This is a genomic window from Cronobacter sp. HA18006 (genome assembly GCF_011605445.1).
Classification (GTDB): Bacteria; Pseudomonadota; Gammaproteobacteria; order Enterobacterales; family Enterobacteriaceae; genus Cronobacter; species Cronobacter sakazakii.
On sequence record NZ_JAANQB010000023.1, the window covers coordinates 105606 to 130191 of the forward strand.

Sequence of the window (24586 nt, forward strand, 5' to 3'; positions counted from 1 at the left end):
GCGTTTCGCGCTTACGCGTCCAGCTTATTTAACGCGTCGAGGGTTTCCTGAGAGAGCGTTAATTCCGTGGCTTTGCTGTTTTCATGGAAATGCGCGACTGACGACGTACCCGGAATTAATAAAATATTCTCGGACCGGTTTAACAGCCAGGCGAGCGCCACCTGCATCGGTGTCGCCGATAATTGCGTTGCGATAGTCTCAAGCGTTGAGGACTGCAACGGTGAGAATCCGCCTAACGGGAAAAACGGCACATAAGCAATCCCGGCGGCGGCCAGTTCATCAATTAACGCCTCATCGCGACGGTGAACGATATTATACATATTCTGCACGCAGCTTATCGGCGTTATCTGCCGCGCCTGCGCAACCTGTTTATGCGTGACGTTACTTAAACCGATATGTTTAATCAGCCCCTGTTCTTTTAATTTCACCAGAGCTGTAAGCGGCGCTTCGATAGATCCTTCCGCCGGGCCATGAACATCAAACATCACGCGAAAATTGACGACATCCAGCGCGTCGAGCTTCAGGTTGCGCAAATTATCGTGAACGGCTTGCGTTAATTCTTCAGCCGAAAATGCCGGGTTCCACGAGGCATCATTTCCGCGTGTCGCACCGACTTTAGTTACAATCATCAGGTCGTCGCGGTAAGGGTATAACGCTTCGCAAATCAGTTGATTCGTAATGTGCGGCCCGTAAAAATCGCTGGTATCAATATGATTAACGCCCGCCTCAACGGCCGCGCGTAATACGCTGAGGGCCGCGTTTTTATCTTTCGGCGGGCCAAATACGCCTGAGCCTGCGAGCTGCATTGCGCCATATCCAAACCGTCTGACTTCACGGCTGCCGAGTTTATACGTACCGCTTTTTTCAATAGTGTTCATGACGACCTGCTTGCTGTATCGGTGTGAAGGAAGTATTAGTATATGAAGCATCCTTCAGTTTAAGAATTCGCATTCCATGAAGACCACCGCAGCACCGCTCAGCCCGCGTAAAACCCCGATCCAGCGCCGTTCCGTGGCGACGGTGGAGGCGCTTCATACGGCAACTATTCAGGTTTTAGTGACCGAAGGACTCAGCCGTTGCACCACCACGCGCGTGGCCAGCCGCGCAGGGATGTCGGTCGGGAGCCTTTATCAGTATTACCCTAACCGCGACGCGCTGCTTTCCGGCGTGCTGGAATTACACTTAACCAAAATTGCCGATGCGCTTGAAACCGCGTGTATTTCCGTGCATGGCAAACCCGTCCGGGAAATGGCGGATGCGATAGTGCAGGCCTATCTGCAACTGAAATTAGCGAATCCTGAGGAATCAAAAGCGCTGTATGGCGTGGCGGCAGAGCGTGATGGTGCCCGGTTAATGGGCGTGATGTATGAGCGAATGGTGAATGATATTGCGCAAACACTTATTACCGCGCCGGATAATACCTTCCCCGACCCGGTATTCACCGCCCATCTGGCGCTGGGTGTAATTAGCGGGCCGACTAAGGCGTTTCTCGAAGGGTTTATTCCACACGACTATACCGGGCAATTTCAGATGCATTTGTCGCGGTTGTTAGGGGGTTATTTGAAGGGATGAGATGAATCATTAATTATGAAAGTGTATTAATTTATGGTTGATATCAAAACTATGAATACCTACTGCATTTTTTAATCTTCATCAAAGATAACTTAATTAAATAACAACTCCTTTTTACTTCTTGTGTCGTATAGCGGTAAATAACCGTTATTGTTGTCGTGTTCTATTCAATGACCCAATGAAAAGCTTTATGTCATCGATATGATTTAATAAAGGAGTTCATTATGGCTGTCCCGGCACATTTATGGCTTTATGACGCCTCAGGCGCGTTAATTTGCGGTGGCTCAGAGGTGATGGGCCGCGAGGGGAGTATAGAGGTTCAGAGCTTTGGTCATGGTTTGTCTGTGCCTTTCGACGGGAATACCGGCAAACTAACAGCAACACGCGTTCATAATCTGATGAACATAGAAAAGGAATTTGATAAATCCTCTCCTTATCTTTATCGTGCAGTCGCCACCAGTGAAAAACTACAGCGAGCTATCATTCGCTGGTATCGAATCAACCACGCGGGTATGGAAGAAGAATTTTTCCAGATGATACTGGAAGATGTAAGAATTACTGGTATCCATCCCAATATGCAAAACTTTAAACACCCGGAAGGGTTGCTTTCCACGCCGGGGGAGTCCGTAGGGCTGATATACAGCAAAATAACCTGGAAATACCTGAACGGGAATATCCAATACACGGATGCCTGGAACAGCCAGATGTATGCTTAGGATAGCGCTATGATCAATTGTGAACTTAACTACAATGATAAAACCGCAGACGGCAAACTCTTATTGCGTTGCGCTGGTGTCGGCGTTTTTCCTGTGTTTTCTGGGCTTGGCAGTTATAAAAATGTGCTTGAGTTTTCAGACAGACGTAACGGGCCTATTCCATTGGGGAAATACTGGATAGTCGATCGTCCACGAGGTGGACCGTATTCGAGATTTCGGACATGGCAAAAAGAAAGATCCACAGGTAATGTCTACGATGAATGGTTCGCTTTGTTTAGGCAAGATGGGTTCCTTGACGACACAACTGTTGTCGGAGGGACATCCCGTAAAAGTTTTAGACTTCATCCCTTAAGAATGGATGGGACTGGCGTTTCGGATGGGTGTATAACCTTTTATAAAAGAACTGATTTTTATACTTTGAGAACAGCATTGTTAAATACAATGAAATATGTTGTTTACTGTAACGGACTTGAGGCCTATGGCGATATTAATGTTATAGGAATGCCTTATGCCAACACGTTTTAAATCTTTTATGAAAAAGATATTGCAATTAATGATATTAATTGTTATCCCCACGGTAAATATAATTTTTATGGAAACAGGTACCTATGGTGGTGGACTACCGCCGCTCTTTGTAATGGTTTCACTGCTTTTCTTTAATATTTTCTTGTGGGGCTTAATCATCAGACTAATGAGAATCTGGTCATGGTATAAACTCATTAAAGGAAGCGTTTATTATTTTTGTTTTCTGGTTATCATTATTTTTTCTGATGTTGGATATTATTCTGGGTACCTGGCCTGGTATCTTGTAAGCCATTATTCGTCCGCGGAAAGGTTTACAGAAATTGAAAGTCAGATCGATTTTTTAGAGGGATTGTTTTTTGTCAGCTCCACAACGGTTATGGCGTTAATTATTTCAGCTGCGCTTATCGCTGTGGCGGGTAAAATAATGAATAAAAGACAAGCCATCAAATGGAAGTTCAGAAGCGACTGATCACAACGCGGGAAGGCATTTTGGCGGAAGATCACAGGACTGCCTTTTTATCTAAGCATATAATAAATATGATTTTAGTCTCTGTCATCATATAAGTTTATACATATTTATATACATTTTCATTATACACCTTTGCAGTTAGTCAAAATACAATCGCAAAAAGGCTCACAACAGCTAAGCAGCAGTATGGGCCCCATATCAACCATCTTTTACAGAGGAAGATTTCACTCCTAAAATCGTCGAAACTAGTTTCCGTGATATTTATTTTTATTCCCTCATCGGGTAAATACAACTCTGAGCCTTCTAAGAATGTATTTAAGCTATTTTCTATTTCATGTGAGCGTTCAATCATTTTATATTCAATTATTCTTATTCCACATTCAAAAATAAATATAGGGATTAAAATTATAATACTTATTGCTATAATTATTGTACTATGATTTGTAAAGGCATAACTCAGTAACGCGCCCCAAATCGTAATCCCCCACATTCTAACTTTCCATGCTGTTTCTGCGTTATTTTTAGCAACTGACTGAGTCAATTCCCATGCCTTTAAATGTATGTCTTTTTCGTTACTCATCATTACCCCAGTTATGTTTTATAGTTGTTAAGAAATACATTAACGCTTCCTTATTAGCATTCTTGGTTGTATCGAGAGATATTATCTCAAGAATAAAAGGGATCATGAAGTTTACAACGAAATCTATAATTTCACCATTGTCATCTGTATAGGTTTTATTGCTCAATGGATACTTCGTAGTCAGGCTTTCTCGAAGAGCTTTGACTATTTTTTGGTATTTTTTATCTATTTTGACTTTTGACACATTAATTGTTCTTAATGTGGTTGTTAAGTTCCTGAAATCTTTACCATATACATGGCTAAAGGTTTGTTCAACTAAACTCTCATAGAGAAATTTAAATCTTTTTCTTAGGTCGCAAACATTGCTTTCTTGTGAATTATCGAATGCATAAAATAATTCTGAAAGATTATTGTACATCTCATCATTGATAATCATTAACATTCCTTATGAAATCGTAAGAGCATTTTATTAATTCTCTTGCTTTTGAAGAGTTAGGGCTCACTTTTAATGCAATGTCTAATTCTCTAACACTATAATCATAGAATTCTTGTAATATAAGTAACTGTTCTGATTTTCTATCATCCGCCGCATTCAGGACTATGCATTCTTTTTTATTAAATTCATAGATTCCTTGGTTTGCTAAGTTAAAGATACAATAGTTTTTTAATAGTGGGTAAATGTTAACTAATGCCGATAAATAATATCCATTTAAAAAATCAAGTTTTTTGTAAGATGCAATCTCTTTTTGGATTTTATTTATCTCTTCCTGAAAAGATTTTTTTACAACGAATGATTGACAAATTTCACTCCATTTTAAAGCATCTCCATCAATTAGCCTTCCTTGCTTAAAAATGTGATAAAGAAATAGACTACCTTTCTCATGAAATTTCCAGAGCATATCGCTGTCATATGAAATAAAATTTACCGGAAGTTGAGGGAGATTAATTGATGCTATATTTTTTTTTGCTTTGTCTTCTGGATAGTTACAGAGCAATATATCTATATCGCTATTTTTATTGTAGTCACCCCTTGCGACAGAGCCAAATAGAACGGCAAATGATTCCTCTTCATAATTGAGCATAATATTTCTCTTTGTATTCTTCTTAGGAAATGCTTAATAAAGAATGGAATACAACATATCAGACGTAGCAATATAATGCTAGCTTGTTTTTGCATAATAAATGCAAGGGAAATTATTACAATGCGTTATTAATGTTAACCTAATTAAAATATTAATCTCTTCTCTTCGGTAACTTTATTCTCACTGTGCAATTGATCGATAAATGTTATTTTATAGAATGAATGACAATAGTTTTTTGCATTAACTGTTTACTCTGTTCATTATTCATATTTATGCAATAATTTCATTGTGTTAAGTGATGAATAGACGGTGAAGGGTGAACAGTTGATTGTTTACCTGACGAGAGCATCAGGTATAAAAAGACTGGTAGCTGCCGGTCTGAGTGGATTATGTCGCTGCGGGCTCGTCGCATTTCGGTAGCCAGTCGCCGTAGTTTTCCTATATCAGCGCCAGATTCGTCTGTATCCCCTGCTTTGTGTGCCGCTTCTCTTAATTCAGACCATACTGTTTCAGCATCATAGGCAGCTCCAGCCCGAACATTTTCAAGCTGAGCTCGTTCCTGTGCCTGTTAGCCTCCATATAGGCCAGATACGCGTGATACAGATATTTACGGTAATTACACGGGACGATGCTGACGTTCCCCATAAACATCCCGTTGGTCTGCAAGAGCATTTCCAGATAGCCACAAAAATTAAACGTCGGGTCAGCATCGCGCTTGATGCTGAGCGCTTCATCGGAGTTCTGTTGCGACTGGAGCAGTGCGCGTGCGGTCATCGGGTCGCTGAACTTCTGCATAAGCTGGCGCACGATAACAGCCAGCCCGCGCGCAATTTTATCCCTGAGCTGTGGATCGCGTACCTCCGAGGCAATCTACTCGGGGAAGTGGATAATTAGACATCAGGAGAAGCTTACATGATCACACTGACGCTACAGAAAGCCTTTGAGGCCTGTCAGACAAATAAATCCGCCTGGCTGCAACGCAGGGAAGAACTGAAGCAGGCCGAACAGGCATACCGTGAACAGCTTGCCGGTAAGGGCCACAGCGGCCGGAGCCTGCAAACGCTGCGCGGGATTATCGACGTGAAAAAGTGGTAAATAAATCAGGTTGCCGGGCGTTATATCCGCTCGCATGAAGAGGTGCAGCGCATCAGTATCCGCATCCGGCTGAATGATTTTATGCAGGCGCACGGCGCGGCGCTGGCCGCCGCTCTTGCCCCGGAACTGATGAATTATTCCGGGCAGCATTCCGCCATTCAGCGCTGCGCCATGCAGCATTCACTCGATTATCTGCGTGAGGCGCTACAGGTCTGGCTCTCCGCCGGAGAAAAAATTAATTATTCCGCACAGGATGAGGACATTTTAACGGCCATCGGATTCAGACCCGACGCGGCTTCGCGCGATGATAACCGTGAAAAATTCACACCCGCACAGAACCTGAATTACACCCATCGCCGTGCAGAACTGGCCGCGCATCAGAACCGTTAACCCTCTCCGAAAATCCCGCCATTTTCCCGCAAAAAGCCATGCATGCATAAGGTGCATGGTTTTGCATGCGTTTTACCGACACCGAATCCCCAGTCTGCGCGAGCACTGGCGGGCCATGAGGCCGTTGATGCACCTGCATTAAAAGCGCCCCGTTAAGCGGGCAGGCGGGGCGGGGAGAGCATTGCGCGAGCACGCAGATTAATTTTTTAATTATCGAAGCACACAACATCGACAGTATATGCTTAAAACAAAAATGTAGGATAAATGGTTTAAGAAAATAAACAGTAGGTTTTAGGGAGGAGTAAAGAAGAGTCTATTCAATTTTAATTAAAAATCAAGAGGCTATGCTAATTATTTGGCGTTCAACTGATTTGGATTGCTATGTTTTTTATAATTAATAATAGGTTGGGTAATTACATGCTAAGATTTGGCTTTGCAAAGTTGTTTTCGTAAAAAAAAAGCCACTGTTAAGCGGCTTTCATGGTCTAACTAGTCATGATCTTTATTATAACTGCTCTCACTCTAAATAATTGTCAACTTTCCTCTGCAACCAATCAATAGTTATCTCAAACAAACCCATGTCGTCATCACTAATATCATTGGCATGAGCGTCACCTCTTGTTGAGTTTATAATGGTCATATATTGAGAGAATTTACTTTTTTCATTGTTGAAAACTTTTTCAAAATCAGACCAGTTTTTTTCAATTAGTTTTCTTAAATCCTCGAAATATAGTTTGGATCTGAATATGTCACTGAATTTTAACAATGAAAGTTTTTTTTGCCTATCGGGTGGAGATATAATGGCTAAAAATATTTCTTTGGCCTTGTCTGGGCCGTGTTTATATTTTAATGTATGACTTATAAGCTGTCTTAAATCAGTTTCAAGTTTATTTCTTCCTTCACAAAGACGATGCCATTTTTCTTCTCTGGTTGTTGGCAGCAGTCGGATGCGACTTTGCGTGTTTATATAGGACGAAATGGTTTTAATTGTGAAGTGAAAATTTTCAGCATCACGTTTAACAAGGCCATAACCAATTAAATGTTCTACTAATTTTTCTGACATGCCGAAAAATTCGGCAAATGTTTTTTGATCTCCTGCTGCCAGATATTCAATGAGCTGGTATTCATCTGGATATCGTTCACGTAAAACAGTTATGATAAGGTCTAGATAATCAATAATACTATTATTTATCTCTTCTCTTTTTCTCTCATATTCATATTTGGTAATAGAAATGCTTTTTAAGCCTTTCTTTTCCTTGAATAAATAGCTGCAAACTTGTCTTATTATAAATGGGTGCCCTCCGAAATCATCTGTTAGATAGGTATAAATTTCATCATCAAATCTCATCCCCATATAATTTCCGATTGTACTCACCATTTCCTTTACCTCATTTGCGTCAAAGAAAGGGAGATATGATGGAGAGATAAATCTATATATAGGATTGTCGTAAGTGTTAACAATTGGAGTTTCAATTAAAATAGGATTGACGCCTGAAATCATAACGGAAAAAAGATCTTGTCTTTTTTGGAATAATGATCGTAAAGCTTGCCAGAAATAGATAAAATCTAAACTCTCTTTCCAATGAATAGTTGGCGATAATGTAAATGTTATATTTTCAATTTCATCTAAAGCAATTAACAAACGCTTGCCTTTAAAATGATTATATATTGATTCAATGTCTCTTTCGAAGCATATGGAGGCATTTTTTTCTGTGTAGTCTTCTTCTTTTGAAAGTTTAAGATGTTTCGGTAGTGAGTATTTTTTTGAAATATCGTTTACGATGAAGAATAAGCATTCATTCCATCTGCGCATGTGAAATGATGTTTCAGAGCAATCCAAATAAACATTTGGCTCGTCCCTTACATCCATCATTCTCAATATTGCATAAATAACAGATGTTTTGCCAATTCGCCTTAATCCAAATAAGGAGCTACACTGGCCTGTTTGATATTTTCCGTATAAAGATTGTATTGCTTCATGACGCCCGAAGAAATATGTGTCTGTTTTGAGAGGGGTTTCATAAGAGAAAAGATCTCGTTCATAAAAACTTTTCTTTAGCCGGTTTATTTGTAATTCACTTGAATCTGAGTTATTAATGAGTTCATTGTAAGTAAATGGTACTATTATTCTTGACTCTTTGTCCTGTAAAATAATACCTTGTACTTTTTCTGAAACTTGCTCGTCTTTACTAACGATAAAAACACATAATTTATCTAATCTATTTTGATAATCACCCATTAATTTATCAACAAAATCAAGGCATCTCGGCATGAAATGTGACGAAGGACTTATTAAAACCAATACCTCACGAGAGAAGTGAAATTGTTCTGAAATTTCCCGGGTAGGTTTTGCAAAGAAAAAATGATACTCACTGCTTTTGAAGTTTGCTGACTTGAAAAAAGTCACAAACCAAATTTGTGAAATAGCTTCAATTATTTTTTTCTCATTCTGGCTTCTAGTTTCAATGTTTAGTGTTGATAAAATACCCGGTTTATCGAAACTTTGAGTGCTGCGTTGCATTATAACCTCTTATATTAATACAAGTAATTAGAGTACCATTCTAACATTTGTCTTCTGCTTTCAAGATACGAGGCATGATTATATACACCTCTTATGATATTTTTATCAGCATGAGCTAGCTGCATTTCTATCCAGTTACTATCAAAACCTTGTTCATGCAATATTGTCGACATCATGTGTCGAAAACCGTGACCTGTAGCACGCCCTTTGTAACCAAGTAACTCAATCACTTGTGAAACACTTTCTTTTGAGATTGGCTTGCTGCGGTTGTTCCTGCCAATAAAGATGTAAGGGTAATGGCCGGTAATAGGTTTGAGCTGTTTGAAAAGGTCAACTACCTGAGTAGATAAAGGAACAATGTGAGGTCTACGCATTTTCATACGTTCCGCTGGTATCTCCCATATACCTTTTTCGAGGTCTACTTCTTCCCACGTAGCAAAGCGCATCTCCTGCGTTCTTACACCAGTCAGCATGACTATCTTCGTAGCATTTTTGGTGATGATGCTACCGGTATACGCTTCAAGATCTCGAATAAAATGAGGCAACTCTTCAGCGGATAAAAATGGATGGTGCTTTTGCTTGGGAACGGCCAGCGCGATAGCTAAATCAGGCGCAGGATTGTAATCAGCACGCCCTGTTATGATGGCATAGCGAAACACCTCTCCACACCTCTGTCGCACCTTTCGGGTTTTCTCTAAAGCCCCACGTTTTTGAATACGTCGCAGCACCTCAAGCAACTCTAGTGGCTTAATCTCACCTATAGGTCGTTTACCAATAAAAGGGAAAACATCCTGCTCAAATGTTTTGATGATTTCCTCACGATAAGCAACCGTCCAACGATCAGCTTTAGTTGAATGCCACTCACGGCTTACTGATTCGAAAGAGTTTTCTGTTGATAGCTTTTGAGCGAGTTTTAATGCTTTTCGTTCCTCTACTGGGTCAATGCCATTAGCAACTTGCTTACGGGCGGCGTCACGCTTCTCACGTGCTTCTGCGAGGCTCAAAAGGTCGTAGCTGCCAAATGATATCAACCGCGCTTTTCCGGCAAAGCGGAAACGGAAGCGCCAGCCCTTTGAGCTGTCTGAATTGATGAGTAATGACAGGCCTTGACCATCGTTCAATGTTTAGGGCTTATCTTGGGGCTTTGCTCGGTTGATTTGTATGTCTGTAAGTGCCATGTATATAAGTCAAAAATGTGTATAAAAAATCTATACACATCACTATACATATTTTTCATGGATTCAGGGAGAAGTTGTCGGACTGTCACGGATGATTAATTTGGTATTTCTATTAAAAATAAAAGATTTTTTAGACGTTCTCGGATGGAGGTGGAACAACTTTTGGCGGAAGATCACAGGAGTCGAACCTGCCCGGGACCGCTGGCGGCCCCAACTGGATTTGAAGTCCAGCCGCCTCACCGGAGACGACGATCTTCCGCGCCTGCATTGCTACATGGAGGCCGGCGCATTATAGGCGCGTTTCAGACGCTTACCAATACCCCCGTCACACTCTTTTTTCGCCCTTCCGATGCCCATTATGCGGTTTTGCTTAAGTGTTTTTCCGTTGTTACGGGCCACAAGAATTATTCATTTGTTGCATCAGCAGGTTATCGCGATCACAGAAAGTAAGAATCATAAATAAATAACCAGAAAACAGAATTTCTGGCGGTTCCGAACGGCGCTAAAAACTTAAGTGAAATTTCGCGTATCGCCGGAGGACCACCGAATGAGTGAGCAAGCGCTTTCCGTGAAGGAGAAGATTGGCTACGGCATGGGAGATGCCGCAAGCCATATTGTTTTTGATAACGTCATGCTTTATATGATGTTTTTTTACACCGATATCTTTGGCATCCCCGCAGGGTTTGTCGGCACGATGTTTTTGCTGGCCCGCGCGCTTGATGCCATCTCCGATCCGGCGATGGGGCTTATCGCTGACCGCACCCGCAGCCGTTGGGGTAAATTCCGCCCGTGGGTGCTATTTGGCGCGCTGCCATTCGGCGTGGTGTGCGTGTTCGCCTACAGCACACCGGAGCTCAGTCTTAGCGGCAAAATGATCTACGCCGCTGTCACTTATACGCTGCTCACGCTGATGTACACGGTCGTGAACATTCCTTACTGCGCGCTGGGTGGCGTGATTACCAGCGATCCGCAGCAGCGTATTTCGCTGCAATCCTGGCGCTTTGTGCTGGCGACGGCGGGCGGCATGCTCTCGACGGTACTGATGATGCCGCTGGTGAATTTTTTCGGCGGCGAAGATAAAGCGTTCGGCTTTCAGGCAGGGATTGCGGTGCTTGCCGCCGTGGCGTTTCTGATGCTCGCGTTTTGCTTCTTCACCACTAAAGAACGCGTCGAGGCGCCGCCGAATACTTCCACCATGCGTGAAGACCTGCGCGATATCCTGCAAAACGATCAGTGGCGCGTCGTGGGCGTGCTGACCATTCTCAATATCCTCGCCGTCTGCGTGCGTGGCGGGGCAATGATGTATTACGTCACCTGGATTATGGGCGATGCCGCGCTCTTCTCCTGGTTCCTCGGCCTTTACTGCGTCGGCAATCTTTTTGGCAGCGCGCTTGCCAAACCGCTGACGGACTGGAAGTGCAAGGTCAGTGTTTTCTGGTGGACCAACGCCGCGTTGGCCGTGCTGAGTGTCGCCATGTTCTTCGTGCCAATGAGCGCCACCGTCGTTATGTTCGTTTTTATCTTCGTTATTGGCGTCCTGCATCAGCTGGTGACACCCATTCAGTGGGTCATGATGTCCGATACGGTCGATTATGGCGAATGGCGCAACGGTAAACGTCTCACCGGGATTAGCTTCGCAGGCACGCTGTTTGTGCTGAAGCTCGGCCTGGCGCTGGGCGGCGCGCTGATTGGCTGGATGCTGGCAGGTGGCGGCTATGACGCCGCCGCGAAAACCCAGAACAGCGCCACGCTCACCATCATCGTTTCGCTCTTCACGCTCGCGCCGGGCATCTGCTACGTGCTGAGCGCCATCATCGCGAAGCGTTACTACACGCTGAAAACACCGTTTTTGAAAAACATTCTGGCAGAGCTGGCAAAGAGCGCGCGCCATAACCAGCGGGAATTTGAAACATTGCCGGTCAGTAAGACATTCCAGAAATCGAAGGGGTAAGCCATGAAAATCAGTGACGGAAACTGGCTGATTCAGCCGGGTTTAAGCCTGCTGCATCCCGTTCAGGTATTCGATGTTGAGCAGCGCGACGGCGAAATGGTGGTTTATGCCGCGCCGCGCGACGTGCGCGAACGCGCCGGACAGCTCGATACCCCGCTTTTTACCCTGCGCTTTTTCTCGCCGCAGGAGGGAGTCATCGGCGTGCGTATCGAACATTTTCAGGGCGTGCCGGACCACGGCCCGCGTTATCCGCTCAATGCGCAAGCGCAGGTGCCTGTTGAGCTATGTGACACGGACTGCTACGCCGAGCTGCAAAGCGGCGCGCTCAGCGTGCGGGTGACCAAAGGCGAAAACTGGGCGCTTGATTTTCTGCGTGACGGCGAGCGCATTACCGGCAGCCAGGTGAAGAACAACGGCTATGTGCAGGATAGGAACACCGGCGGCAGCTACATGTTCGAGCGGCTGGATCTCGGCGTCGGCGAAACGGTTTATGGGCTCGGCGAGCGGTTTACCGCCCTGGTGAAAAACGGCCAGACGGTGGAAACCTGGAACCGCGACGGCGGCACCAGCACAGAGCAGGCCTATAAAAATATTCCCTTTTACCTGACCAACCGCGGTTATGGCGTGCTGGTGAACCACCCGGAGTGCGTCTCTTTTGAAGTCGCCTCGGAGAAAGTCTCGAAAGTGCAGTTCAGCGTGGCGGGTGAATATCTGGAATATTTCGTTATCGACGGGCCGACGCCAAAAGCGGTGCTGGACCGTTATACCCGCTTTACGGGGCGTCCGGCGCTGCCGCCCGCCTGGTCGTTCGGGCTGTGGCTGACCACCTCGTTTACCACTAATTATGACGAAGAGACCGTGAACCGGTTTATCGACGGCATGGCGGAGCGCGAACTGCCGCTGCATGTCTTTCACTTCGACTGCTTCTGGATGAAAGCCTTCCAGTGGTGCGATTTCGAGTGGGACCCGGCGACATTCCCGGACCCTGAAGGCATGCTTAAACGCCTGAAGGCGCGCGACCTGAAAATCTGCGTCTGGATAAATCCTTACATTGGCCAGAAATCACCGCTGTTTCGCAAAGGCATGGAGAAGGGCTACCTGCTGAAGCGGCCTGATGGTGCCGTTTGGCAGTGGGACAAATGGCAGCCAGGGCAGGGGATTGTTGATTTCACCAACCCGGCAGCGTGTGACTGGTACGCAGGCCACCTGAAACGGCTGGTCGGGATGGGCGTTGACTGCTTCAAAACCGATTTCGGCGAGCGCATACCCACCGATGTGGTGTGGCATAGCGGCGCTGATCCGCAAAAAATGCACAATCACTATGCCTTCATTTATAACGAGCTGGTCTGGAATGTGCTGAAAGACACCGTGGGCGAGCAAGACGCGGTGCTGTTTGCCCGCTCGGCGTCCGTCGGCGCGCAGCAGTTCCCGGTGCACTGGGGCGGCGACTGTTACGCCAACTATGAATCAATGGCGGAAAGCCTGCGCGGCGGCCTCTCCATTGGCCTTTCCGGCTTCGGCTTCTGGAGTCATGACATCGGCGGATTCGAAAACACCGCGCCCGCGCATGTCTATAAACGCTGGTGCGCGTTTGGGCTGCTCTCCAGCCATAGCCGCCTGCATGGCAGCAAATCGTACCGCGTGCCGTGGGCGTATGACGACGAAGCCTGCGATGTGGTGCGCCACTTTACACAACTGAAGTGCCGGCTGATGCCTTATCTGTATCGCCAGTCGGTGTCAGCGCACGAGTGCGGCACGCCAGTCATGCGTGCCATGATGCTGGAGTTTCCGGACGACCCTGCCTGCGATTATCTTGACCGCCAGTATATGCTCGGCGATAGCGTGCTGGTCGCGCCGGTTTTCAGCGAGGCGGGCGACGTGGCGTTTTATCTGCCGCCAGGGCGCTGGACGCATCTGTGGCATAACGATGAGCTGGACGGCGGCGGCTGGCATAAACAGCGTCACGATTTCCTGAGCCTGCCGGTGTATGTGCGCGACAATACGCTGCTGGCACTGGGTAATAACGAACAGAAGCCCGATTACCCGTGGCATGAGGGCACGGCGTTCCAGTTGTTTAACCTGGCGGACGGTGCTGCAGCGCGCTGCGAAGTGCCTGCCGCGAATGGCGAGACGGTGTTTACGCTGTGCGCGAAGCGCGAGGGCAAGCGGATTACGGTCGAAGGGCGCGGTCATGCGACCGGCTGGACACTCTGCCTGCGTAATATTCAGCAGGTTACGAGCGTTAATGGCGGTAACAGCGTGGGCAGCGAATGGGGTATTGTGGTGACGCCGGAGCGTGAGGCGCGAGCGTTTATCATCACGCTCTGAGAAACAAAAACGCCGCCCGCAGGCGGCGTTTTCTCTAAGGCTGCGTTACTGGCCCGCTTCCTGCCAGGCGCGCTCAATCTCTTCCGCCAGGATTTTCACGCCCGCCTCGATTTTCTCCGGCTCCGGCACATAATTCATGCGCATGCACTGGTGGGTGTGCGGCCACGGCTTATCCAGCCCCGGGAAGAAGAAATCGCCCGGCACCATCAGCACGCCGCGTTTTTTCAGGCGCTGATAGAGCAGCTCGGTGGTAATCGGCAAATCTTTAAACCAGAGCCACAGGAAAATCGCGCCTTCAGGCTTGTGAATGAGGCAGCGCTCCGGCGACAGATAACGGCGAATGATGGCGATCGTCTCCTGCACGCGCTGCTGGTAGAAAGGCTTGATTACTTCCTGAGACAGACGCAGCAGATCGTTGCGCTTAATCATCTCGCAGGCCATCGCAGGCCCGATGCCGCCCGGTGCCAGGCTGATTATCCCGTTCATGTTGCTGATGGCTGAGATGACTTTTTCATTGCCAATGATAATGCCGCAGCGGCTGCCCGGCAGGCCGAGCTTGGAGAGGCTCATGCACAGAATGATATTCGGGTTCCAGAGCGGGCGCGCCTCGCTAAAGATAATGCCCGGGAAGGGCAGGCCGTAAGCGTTATCGATCACCAGCGGAATGTTGTGCTGGTTGGCGAGCGCGTCGAGCTTAATCAGCTCGTCGTCGGTGATCACGTTGCCGGTCGGGTTGGTTGGGCGCGATACGCAGATTATGCCGGTTTCCGGGCCGATATGTAGGTGCTCGAAATCGACGTGATATTTAAACTGTCCTTCCGGCAGCAGTTCGATATTGGGACGCGCGGAGACGAACAAGTCTTCCTCAAGCCCGGAATCCGCATAGCCGATGTATTCAGGCGCCAGCGGGAACAGCACTTTTTTCGACGTGCCATCCGCCTGGCGGCCGGCAAACAGATTAAACAAGTAGAAAAATGCGCTCTGACTGCCATTTGTCAGCGCAATATTCTGTGGTTCGACATCCCAGCCAAACTCTTTTCGCAACATGCCCGCCAGGGCTACCAGGAGCTCACTTTTTCCGCGCGGGCCATCATAATTGCAAAGCGCATCAGTCACTTTGCCGCTTTCAAGCATCGATGCCAGCAGTTCCTGGAAATAGTGGTTCATCGCCGGGATTTGCGCCGGGTTTCCGCCGCCCAGCATAATAGCGCCGGGGGTGCGTAATCCGTCGTTGAGATCTTCCATGAGGCGCGTAATGCCTGCATGGCGGGTAAATTTGTCGCCGAAAAGTGAAAACGTCATAGCGGTCTGTCTGTCGCATTCTTTTAAAAAGAGGCTAACCATAGCGCTACAGGATGGCGGGTGCAAATCGGCGGGCGGGTGCTTTTCTGATGCAAAATGTTTCGATGCTGACAGCACGCAGCATTATATGCTGGATAACGAGGCGGCACGCCCGAAGACACGCCGCCTGGTGATTACTGCTGGCCAGCCCAGACGACCATAACGGTATCGTCACCCTGCTGGCGGATAAACCCATAGCCCTGTTTCAGTGACAGCGTCGTCTGCTTGCCGCCGCCGATGGCCGGGTGACGCGCGCGAAACTGCCCGAGCTTTTGCCAGTGCGCGAGCGTCGCCGCGCTTTTGCCGTTGAGATCCTGCCAGTTCATATCGGATCGTGTGCCCTGGAGTGGATCGGAACCGGTTGGCCCGAAAGGCCGCTCACTTTCGTCGCCGTAAAAAATTTGTACCGCGCCGGGTGTGAGCAAAAGTAATTCTGCCGCCCGCGGCCCGCCTTCGCGAAACAGCCGGGTATCGTGCGAGGACAGGTAGCTCAGCGCATTGAACCCCTGGAGTTTTTCCGCCATCTGCTGCCAGACCATATCGATATTCGCGAAGCAGTCGGCGGCTTTCGCGGCCTGCTCCTGATAATCGAAGTTAATCATCGCATCGAAGCCGTGGCGGTAGTAATCGCTCTGCATCACGCCGTGACCCCAGGCCTCGCCGGTCATCCAGAACGGCGCGTCATCAAGCTTTTTATCCGGGTTTTTGGCTTTCCATTCGACGAGCGCCGCGCTGGCCTCGTTTTTCAGCTGTTGCCAGGCGGCCAGTTCAACATGTTTTGCCGTATCCACGCGGAAACCGTCAATACCGTAATCGCGCACCCACTGGCTGAGCCAGCGTGTCAGGTAATCGCGTGGGGTGGCACCGTCGATAAGCTGTGCCGCGGTATCCGGCTTGTGCTGGTAAAAGTTTGGCAGGCCGGAGGGCTGTGTCGATTCTGTTTTCAGGTCCGGTAAAAAGGTGAGCGAGAGCGTGAGATCGTCAAAACCGGGGCTGTCGTAGTCGCCGATATCCGTGCGGATCCACGTTTTACCCCACCATTTTTCCCAGGCCGCTTTGTCGCTGAAATTAATATAGTCATTGAAGCTGTGCCAGTTCTGGCCTGCGCCAGGGCGCCAGTCGGTCCAGTTTTCACCAAGCGTCTTTTTCAGCTCGTCACCTTTGAGGTAGAGCGCGCCAAACTGGAATTGCTGCATATCGGCGAGCGTGGCGTAGCCCGTGTGGTTCATCACCACGTCGAATAAAACACGAATGCCGCGTCGGTGCGCTTCATCGACCAGATGGCGTAAGTCGTCCGGCGTACCCATGTTGGCATCCAGCTTCGTCCAGTCCTGCGGGTAGTACCCGTGGTAAGCATAATGGGGAAAATCGCCTTTGGTGCCGCCGCCAACCCAGCCGTGGATCTGCTCCAGCGGCGAGCTTATCCATAGCGCGTTGACGCCGAGCGTTTGCAGATAATCCAGCTTGCTGGTCAGCCCTTTGAGATCGCCGCCGTGAAACGTGCCGATCTCCTGCATGCCATCTTTATGGCGGCCATAGCTGTTGTCATTGGTCGGGTCGCTGTTCACAAAGCGATCGGTCAGGACGAAATAGACGGTGGCGTTATGCCAGTTGAACGCGGCCTGCGAAGGGGATTCTGCGCGCTCCAGCAGCAGAAGCCCGTTGCTGCCGGGCGCGGGTGTCAGCGTGATTTGCCCCTGCGTGACCGTGGCGGTATTGCCACTGTAGAAGTCCCGCACCACGCTGCCTTCCGGGAACGTTTCTTTTACGGAGACCGTGAGCGGTTTGCCGTCCCATTTCGGGCACTGGCGTGTCACTTCCGCGACCGCCTTTTGCGCTTCCTGCTCGACGCTTAACATCAGGGTCGGCGTGCCGGATCGCGTGTCTATCTGCACCTTGTAATTGCCGTCGCGAAAGCGTCGCCATTCGGGGGCCGGGTCAACGCACGGCGTCAGTGAGAGCATCTGATTCAGTTTGACAGGCCCGGCAGGTTGCCAGCAGGCATTGCCCATCATCAGGCGCAGCGGCTGCGCGCCTTTCGCCAGCGGCCCCTGGCTTATAAACACGCCGGGGGTTTTTTCCTGAAACGCAGGCAGGTCTGGAGCGGACCACTGTGCGAGCGCGATGCCCGGCAGCAGCAGTAGTGCGAGAGGGGAGAGGTTCATTATATGCATCCTGTGCGATTTTTGTTCAGTGTCGCATGGCGATATAAGGAATTCCTCATCCTTAAGCGGCAGTGAAAGGGGAGGAAACGGGAGGCTGAGCCGCGTCGTTTCAACGCCAGCATTAAATGCTAAAAATGGCATTTTTTAATGTTTATTTTCAGCTAGTTAAACTGCCTGCAAGCGCCGCGAATTCAGAATCGACTTATTTCTTTAGATGATCCAAAACGGTATTTTTGATAGGATTTAAGATTACTTTCTTAAATCCAATTAAATAATAAGGTGTTGGAATGCTTAAATCCGACCAGGAGACCTGATGATATCGACTTCAATTCGACGATTAGGGGCGGCGTTGTGTATGTTAGCCACCCTGGCATTTTCGGGTGAAGTGCTGGCAACGCAGCACACAACGAAAAAGAGCCACACAGTACACGTTACAAAGACAAGCGGTAAAAAACTGGCAAGCAGTAAAAAAGAGTATTCTCGCAATAGTGTAATAAGTGGTTCACTGCCTGATTTGCGAAAATACCCTTCCGGAACACCACGGAAAAAAGCGTTTCTCCGGACCGTCATGCCTTACATTACCAGCCAGAATGCGGCTATTTCCGCTGAGCGTAACTGGCTTATCTCAAAGCAGTATGACGCCCAGTGGTCGCCTGCTGAACGCGCGCGCCTGAAAGATATCGCGAAGCGCTATAAGGTAAAATGGAATGGCAACACGCGCCGCGTACCGTGGAATACGCTGTTTGAACGTGTCGATATTATTCCTGCCAGCATGGTCGCGACCATGGCGGCGGCGGAAAGCGGCTGGGGAACCTCAAAACTTGCCCGTAATAACAACAACTTGTTTGGCATGAAATGCGCCAGCAAGCGTTGTAATAACGAACCAGGCAAAGTGAAAGGGTATTCTCACTTTAACTCTGTTAAAGAATCCGTTAATGCGTATGCGGTGAATCTGAATACGCACCCGGCTTATGCCTCTTTCCGTAAATCGCGTCTGCAACTGCGTAAAGCGGATCAGGAAGTGACGGCCAGTAATATGATCCATAAGCTGAAAGGCTATTCCACCAAAGGGAAAAGCTATAACAATTATCTGTTTGCCATGTATCAGGATAATCAGCACCTGCTGGCAACCAATTAATTAACGGCTCTGATGAATCAGGCACAAAAAACGTCTTCTTCGGAAGACGTTTTTTATTGCTTTGCGCAGCGTTGTATCCAGACACTATTAACGAATGTTAGCATAAGCACCGCTTAACATTTTTACGTTAAACTGCAGCGCACGCTATATCATCACCTCGCTGAATCTGTCGCGATACTCCTTCGGCGTGGTGTCATACTCTTTCCTGAATACCGAATAGAAATATTGCAGCGACGGATAGCCGCACATCTGAGAAATTTCGTTAATGCTCAACGAGGTAGAAATCAAAAGGCTGCGCGCTTTTTCCAGCTTCTCCGCATGGATCACGGCATGAATAGTTTCGCCGACTTCTTCTTTAAAGCGCTTCTCCAGGTTAGAACGGGAAATCCCGACCGCATCCAGCACCTGTTCGACTTTGATCCCTTTACAGGCGTGATTGCGAATGTAGTGCATCGCCTGAATGACGGCGGGATCGTGCAGCGAGCGGTAATCGGTAGAACGCCGCTCCACTACACGGGCAGGCGGCACCAGCACACGCTGGAGCGGCAGGTTTTCATTATCCAGCAGACGATGCAGCAGTTTCGCGGCCTGATACCCCATCTGGCGCGTGCCTTGCGCCACAGAAGAGAGCGCCACCCGGGAGAGATAGCGGGTCAGCTCTTCGTTATCAATACCGATAACGCACAGTTTCTCCGGTACCGGAATATGTAAATGCTCGCATACCTGAAGCAGATGGCGGGCACGGGCATCCGTCACGGCGATAATGCCGGTCTGCGGCGGCAACGTCTGGAGCCAGTCAGAAAGCCGGTTCTGGGCGTGTTGCCAGTTCTCCGGCGCGGTCTCCAGCCCCTGATAGATCACGCCGCGGTATTTTTCACGCGCGACCAGTTCGCTAAAGGCATGCTCGCGCTCGGCGGCCCAGCGCTTGCCGCTGGATGAGGGAAGCCCATAGAAGGCGAAACGGTGCACGCCTTTCTCTTTGAGATGTAAAAACGCGCTTTCGACCAGCGCATAGTTGTCTGTCGCGATGTAGTGCACTGGCGGGTAGTGCTCGGGCCGGTGATAAGAGCCGCCGACGCCGACAATCGGCACTTGCACATCTTTTAGCAACTGCTCAATTTCCGGGTCGTCAAAATCGGCAATCACCCCATCGCCCAGCCACTCTTTGATATTTTCAATCCGGGTGCGGAAATCCTCTTCCATGAAGATGTCCCACTCTGATTGTGAAGCCTGCAGGTACTCACCAACGCCTTCAACCACCTGACGGTCATAAGCTTTGTTGGCATTGAACAGCAGCGTAATGCGATGACGCTTTTCAAACATAGTGTCAGTATCCGGCCTTGAACCTGTTGTTTGAATAACACATATCCCGCGAGGCAGGATAACCGCGCACCTGCAATGTGATCCATTGCAGGTTATGTTTATGCGCGTCGGCGCGTCGCGGAATCCATCCAGACTGCCAGCAGCAAAATGGCCCCTTTGACGATGTATTGCCAGAAGGTGGGCACGTCCATCATGCTCATGCCGTTATCAAGTGACGCCATAATAAATGCGCCCATCACCGCGCCCGCGACGCTCCCGACGCCGCCCGCAAGGCTGGTGCCACCGATAACGCAGGCGGCGATGGCGTCGAGTTCGGCGATATTCCCGGCCGAAGGTGACCCGGCCCCGAGGCGCGAGCTTAAAATCAGGCCGGCAATCGCGACCATCACACCGTTTATCGCAAACACCGCAAGTTTAGTACGCTCCACGTTAATACCGGAAAGCCGTGCGGCGTCGATGTTGCCGCCGATGGCGTATATGCGGCGACCAAACGCCGTATGGAGCGCCATAAACATGCCTGCCAGCAGAAGGAACGTGAGGATGAGTACTGGTGTGGGCACGCCGCGATAATCATTCAGCAGCCAGATGGCACCCAGCACAATCACCGCCGTCAGCGCCTGCTTGCTGACAACGGCACTGGAAGGCGTTGAGGTCAGCCCGAGCGCCTGGCGGCGCATCCGACCGCGCCACTGCCAGAAAATAAACAGCGCCAGCCCGAGCGCGCCGATGGCAAAGCCGACGCCGCCCGGCAGATAGCTCTGGCCAATCTGCGACATCGCTGGGCTTGTCGGCGACACCGTCGTGCCGTTGGTGATGCCTATCAGCACGCCGCGAAACGCGAGCATTCCCGCCAGGGTGACAATAAACGACGGGACTTTGCGGTAAGCGACCCACCAGCCGTTCCATGCGCCCAGCAGCAGGCCCAGCAGTAACGTGACGACAATCGTCAGCGGCAGCGGCCAGCCCAGCCAGACATCAAAAATCGCCGCTGCTCCGCCCAGCAGACCCATCATTGAACCGACAGAAAGATCGATTTCTGCGGAAATAATAACGAAGACCATCCCGACCGCCAGAATGCCGGTAATCGCGGTCTGGCGCAGCAGGTTTGAGATATTACGGGCGCTCAGGTACGCGCCATCGGTCATGAAAGTGAAGAACAGCATAATGACCACGATGGCCGCGATCATCACAAAGACCTGAACGTTGATTTTATTCAGTGCGCCGAACGAGACCGGCGAAGTGGCTGACGGCGCGGCCAGCTTAATTTCAGACGGATTGCTTTTCGACATGGCGATCGCTCCTCAGGGCGGCTTCCATCACCTGTTCTTGTGTGAGATGGCGGTTAACGAGATTGGCTTTTAGTCGGCCTTCATGCATCACCAGTACCCGGTCGCTCAGACCGAGCACTTCCGGCAGTTCCGATGAGATAACAATGACGGCGATACCCTGCTGCACCAGCTGGTGAATGAGTTTGTAGATTTCATATTTGGCACCGATATCAATGCCGCGCGTCGGTTCATCGAGGATAAGAATGCGTGGATTAAGCAGCAGGCAGCGCGCGAGAATCGCTTTTTGCTGATTGCCGCCGCTCAGGCGGCCTATCGCCAGCATCGGCGACGCGGTTTTCACTTTCAGGCGCTGTAGCGAATCCAGAATGCACTGCTGTTCCGCCGCTGCATCCAGCGCACTGAGCGGCCCGCTGAACTCATCCAGGGCGGCGAGCGTAATGTTCTGCCCAACCGCCATCACCGGCACAATGCCATCTTTTTTGCGATCCTCCGGCACCATCGCGATCCCGTGGGCGATGGCCTGTTGGCAGTTGCGAAGCGACACCGGCTTGCCGTCGATAAAAATGTCGCCCTGCCAGCGCCCAGGCCAGACGCCGAACAGGCACTGCATCGCCTCGGTACGCCCGGCACCGACCAGCCCCGCAATGCCAAGAATTTCACCACGACGCAGCGAAAATGAGAGATCGCTGACGCGCTTGATATGGCGGTTCACCGGGTGCCAGGCCGTCAGGTTTTCCACTCGCAGGATTTCATCACCAGGCGTATGAGGCTCGCTCGGGTAGAGGGCTGTCAGTTCGCGGCCTACCATCATGGCGATGATCTCCTCTTCACTCATTTGCGCGGCCGGGCGTGAGCCGACCGGTTTGCCATCCCTGATGACGCAAATGGTGTCGGATATCGCTTTTACTTCGTTTAGTTTGTGGGAGATGTAAATGCAGGCGATATCGTGCTGCTGAAGATCGCGAATGATATCCAGCAACAGCGCAGTCTCCTGCTCGGTGAGTGATGCCGTAGGCTCATCCAGCACCAGCAGACGCACCTGTTTATTCAGTGCTTTCGCGATCTCCACCAGTTGCTGCTGGCCAAGGCCGAGATCGCCCGTTCGGGTATGCGGAGAAACAAACAGGCTCACCTGCGCCAGCAGTTTTTCGCAGCGCACCGTCATGGCGTCGTAATCCAGCACGCCGTGGCGCGTGATTTCCGCACCAAGGAAGATGTTCTCCAGCACCGTCAGATTTTTTACCAGCGCCAGTTCCTGGTGAATAATCGCTATCCCTTTGCGCTCGGTATCACGAATATGGGCTGGCTTGAGCGGCTCACCGGCAAATGTGATTTCGCCTTCATAGCTGCCCCAGGGGTAGATCCCGCACAGCACTTTCATCAGCGTTGATTTGCCGGAGCCGTTTTCACCGCACAGCGACATCACCTCGCCTGGTGCCAGCGCGAGCGACACGTTATCGACCGCTTTAACGGCGCCGAAGGCTTTGGTGATATTTTTCATTTCGAGTAAATAAGGCATAACAAGTCCGCCTGCACTGGTCGGAGGGCGTCACTGGCGTTTACGGCGCACCGCAAACGCCGTGGGATTACAGTTCGCTCTTCTTATGGAAGCCGTCTTTAATGACGGTGGATTCAATATTGGATTTATCCACCTTGATGGGGGTTAACAGGCGCGCAGGCACTTCTTTCAGCCCATTATTGAGGGTGGCGTCAGATTTCGGTTGTTTATCGTTGCCAAGCTCCACCGCGACTTCGGCGGCCGTATTAGCAAGCTGCGTAATCGGTTTATAAACCGTCATGGTCTGTGTGCCAGCGATGATGCGCTTGATTCCGGCAAGGTCGGCATCCTGACCAGAAATAGCCACTTTTCCGGCAAGCCCTTGCGCGCTCAGCGCCTGAATAGCACCACCTGCGGTCGCGTCGTTAGAAGCGACGACAGCATCGATTTTGTTATTGTTCGCGGTCAGCGCGTTTTCCATAATTTTCAGCGCATTTTCCGGTAGCCAGCCATCTACCCACTGATCGCCGACGACTTTTATTTTCCCGCTATCAATAAATGGCTTAAGAACTTTCATCTGGCCATCACGGAACAGGCGAGCATTATTATCAACCGGCGAGCCGCCCATCAGGAAATAATTCCCTTGCGGCACCTTATAGACCAGGCTTTGCGCCTGGAGTTCGCCTACTTTCTCATTATCGAAAGAAATATAGAAATCGATATCGGCATTATTGATCATACGATCATACGCCAGCACTTTAATTCCTTCTCGCTTTGCCTCGGCAACAACGTTACTTAATACCTGCCCGTTGTAGGGAATAATGACCAGCACATCAACGCCGCGGTTGATCATGTTTTCAATCTGCGACATTTGGGTTTCTTCATTACCGTTCGCCGACTGCACAAACACTTTGGCACCCAGTGACTCTGCTTTGCTGACGAAAATGTCGCGATCTTTCTGCCAGCGCTCAAGGCGTAGGTCGTCGATCGCCATGCCAATTTTGACGTCTTTTGCGATGCCGCTGAAGCTGGTCAACACCAGCGACGCGCACAGGGTAAGAATAAGCTGCTTTATTTTCATGATTTTTATACCTGTTCCAGTGTTACGAATGGGCTTAATTCATCGGGGACGAAACGGACATTCATACTTACGGACGCAGGAATTTTTAGCGCGGAAAGGCTGGCGATCAATTACAGATTTTAATCTTCGGGTTACGTTTTTTTGTTTATTTCTGATTTTATGACGCCGATCGGATTTCTAATGTTAAATCCAAAGCTTTCACAAATAAAATGGAATTTATCGCGCAATGCAATATTGAAAGGAACTAACTTGGTTTTTGCGAGCCAGCGCACATTTGTGCATTCTCTTAATCGCAGTGTGAAATAACGTAATTGAGCAAAGGGAAAGTAAATTCCAGGATTAAT

At 49.2% G+C, this 24586-nt stretch carries 19 protein-coding genes, 1 tRNA gene and 2 pseudogenes; 8 read left to right on the top strand and 14 right to left on the bottom strand.

Features of this window, described 5'->3' with window-relative positions; genetic code table 11:
- Positions 1 to 11: 11 nt before the first annotated feature.
- The gene (locus G9X48_RS16865; protein WP_105629618.1) at positions 12 to 878 is read right to left on the bottom strand and encodes an aldo/keto reductase family oxidoreductase; all 867 of its coding nucleotides are present in this window, start codon (positions 876 to 878) and stop codon (positions 12 to 14) included.
- A gap of 76 nt (positions 879 to 954) precedes the next feature.
- Here G9X48_RS16865 and G9X48_RS16870 point away from each other — a divergent pair, with 76 nt between their 5' ends.
- The 4 genes from G9X48_RS16870 (at position 955) to G9X48_RS16885 (ending at position 3282) form a co-directional block, all read left to right on the top strand.
- A complete protein-coding gene (locus G9X48_RS16870) occupies positions 955 to 1572 on the top strand; it encodes a TetR/AcrR family transcriptional regulator (protein WP_097641133.1) in 618 nt (205 codons plus the stop codon).
- A gap of 224 nt (positions 1573 to 1796) precedes the next feature.
- Positions 1797 to 2288, top strand: coding sequence for a type VI secretion system tube protein TssD (tssD, locus tag G9X48_RS16875; RefSeq protein WP_097641132.1), 492 nt, complete (start codon positions 1797 to 1799; stop codon positions 2286 to 2288).
- Between the two features lie 9 nt (positions 2289 to 2297).
- Positions 2298 to 2813, top strand: a complete 516-nt coding sequence (locus tag G9X48_RS16880; RefSeq protein ID WP_097641131.1) for a DUF2778 domain-containing protein — start codon at positions 2298 to 2300, stop codon at positions 2811 to 2813.
- Positions 2797 to 3282, top strand: coding sequence for a hypothetical protein (locus G9X48_RS16885; RefSeq protein ID WP_097647508.1), 486 nt, complete (start codon positions 2797 to 2799; stop codon positions 3280 to 3282). The genes G9X48_RS16880 and G9X48_RS16885 overlap by 17 nt, the downstream gene beginning before the upstream one ends.
- A gap of 142 nt (positions 3283 to 3424) precedes the next feature.
- Here G9X48_RS16885 and G9X48_RS16890 read toward each other — a convergent pair whose 3' ends face one another.
- From G9X48_RS16890 to G9X48_RS21545, 4 genes and pseudogenes are all read right to left on the bottom strand, one after another.
- Positions 3425 to 3862: a hypothetical protein gene (locus G9X48_RS16890; RefSeq protein ID WP_166499967.1), complete on the bottom strand. Its 438-nt coding sequence runs from the start codon at positions 3860 to 3862 to the stop codon at positions 3425 to 3427.
- Entirely contained in the window at positions 3855 to 4298 is a 444-nt protein-coding gene (locus tag G9X48_RS16895; protein WP_097641543.1) for a hypothetical protein, read from the bottom strand. Before G9X48_RS16895 ends, G9X48_RS16890 begins: the two co-directional genes overlap by 8 nt.
- Entirely contained in the window at positions 4285 to 4944 is a 660-nt protein-coding gene (locus tag G9X48_RS16900; RefSeq protein ID WP_097641542.1) for a nucleotidyltransferase domain-containing protein, read from the bottom strand. Before G9X48_RS16900 ends, G9X48_RS16895 begins: the two co-directional genes overlap by 14 nt.
- Positions 4945 to 5382: 438 nt before the next feature.
- Positions 5383 to 5838: pseudogene (locus G9X48_RS21545) on the bottom strand (primase-like DNA-binding domain-containing protein); the annotation flags it as partial.
- An 18-nt stretch (positions 5839 to 5856) separates the two neighbouring features.
- Between G9X48_RS21545 and G9X48_RS16910 the strand changes: the two are divergent.
- Positions 5857 to 6429: pseudogene (locus tag G9X48_RS16910) on the top strand (phage polarity suppression protein).
- Between the two features lie 517 nt (positions 6430 to 6946).
- Here the strand turns inward: G9X48_RS16910 and G9X48_RS16915 are convergent.
- The 3 genes from G9X48_RS16915 to G9X48_RS16925 all read right to left on the bottom strand — a co-directional run bounded on the left by G9X48_RS16915 (position 6947) and on the right by G9X48_RS16925 (position 10386).
- Positions 6947 to 8950: an AAA-like domain-containing protein gene (locus G9X48_RS16915; protein ID WP_097641541.1), complete on the bottom strand. Its 2004-nt coding sequence runs from the start codon at positions 8948 to 8950 to the stop codon at positions 6947 to 6949.
- A 14-nt stretch (positions 8951 to 8964) separates the two neighbouring features.
- Positions 8965 to 10071: a tyrosine-type recombinase/integrase gene (locus tag G9X48_RS16920; RefSeq protein WP_234451483.1), complete on the bottom strand. Its 1107-nt coding sequence runs from the start codon at positions 10069 to 10071 to the stop codon at positions 8965 to 8967.
- A 220-nt stretch (positions 10072 to 10291) separates the two neighbouring features.
- Positions 10292 to 10386: transfer RNA gene (locus G9X48_RS16925), tRNA-Sec, on the bottom strand.
- A gap of 289 nt (positions 10387 to 10675) precedes the next feature.
- On the opposite strand from G9X48_RS16925, the gene G9X48_RS16930 reads away from it, so the two are divergent.
- Positions 10676 to 12079 (top strand): glycoside-pentoside-hexuronide family transporter, encoded by a 1404-nt coding sequence (locus G9X48_RS16930; protein WP_012126283.1) that lies wholly within the window; start codon positions 10676 to 10678, stop codon positions 12077 to 12079.
- A gap of 3 nt (positions 12080 to 12082) precedes the next feature.
- Positions 12083 to 14407, top strand: a complete 2325-nt coding sequence (gene yicI / locus G9X48_RS16935; protein WP_097641540.1) for an alpha-xylosidase — start codon at positions 12083 to 12085, stop codon at positions 14405 to 14407.
- A 45-nt stretch (positions 14408 to 14452) separates the two neighbouring features.
- On the opposite strand, the gene avtA is transcribed toward yicI, so the two are convergent.
- A complete protein-coding gene (avtA, locus tag G9X48_RS16940) occupies positions 14453 to 15709 on the bottom strand; it encodes a valine--pyruvate transaminase (protein ID WP_097641539.1) in 1257 nt (418 codons plus the stop codon).
- Positions 15710 to 15882: 173 nt separating this feature from the next.
- Positions 15883 to 17913, bottom strand: a complete 2031-nt coding sequence (locus tag G9X48_RS16945) for an alpha-amylase (protein ID WP_097641538.1) — start codon at positions 17911 to 17913, stop codon at positions 15883 to 15885.
- 313 nt (positions 17914 to 18226) lie between these two features.
- On the opposite strand from G9X48_RS16945, the gene G9X48_RS16950 reads away from it, so the two are divergent.
- Positions 18227 to 19051, top strand: coding sequence for a protein bax (locus G9X48_RS16950; protein ID WP_071601437.1), 825 nt, complete (start codon positions 18227 to 18229; stop codon positions 19049 to 19051).
- 144 nt (positions 19052 to 19195) lie between these two features.
- Here the strand turns inward: G9X48_RS16950 and xylR are convergent, their stop codons facing one another.
- From xylR to xylF, 4 genes are all read right to left on the bottom strand, one after another.
- The gene (xylR, locus tag G9X48_RS16955) at positions 19196 to 20374 is read right to left on the bottom strand and encodes a D-xylose utilization transcriptional activator XylR (RefSeq protein ID WP_097641537.1); all 1179 of its coding nucleotides are present in this window, start codon (positions 20372 to 20374) and stop codon (positions 19196 to 19198) included.
- 98 nt (positions 20375 to 20472) lie between these two features.
- Complete coding sequence (gene xylH, locus G9X48_RS16960) at positions 20473 to 21663, bottom strand: xylose ABC transporter permease XylH (protein WP_004387590.1); 1191 nt, start codon at positions 21661 to 21663, stop codon at positions 20473 to 20475.
- Positions 21641 to 23182, bottom strand: a complete 1542-nt coding sequence (locus tag G9X48_RS16965; RefSeq protein WP_054625526.1) for a xylose ABC transporter ATP-binding protein — start codon at positions 23180 to 23182, stop codon at positions 21641 to 21643. Before G9X48_RS16965 ends, xylH begins: the two co-directional genes overlap by 23 nt.
- Before the next feature lie 67 nt (positions 23183 to 23249).
- Positions 23250 to 24242 carry a D-xylose ABC transporter substrate-binding protein gene (xylF, locus tag G9X48_RS16970; RefSeq protein ID WP_097641536.1) on the bottom strand — a complete coding sequence of 331 codons (993 nt, stop codon included), beginning with the start codon at positions 24240 to 24242 and terminating at the stop codon, positions 23250 to 23252.
- Positions 24243 to 24586 lie beyond the last annotated feature (344 nt).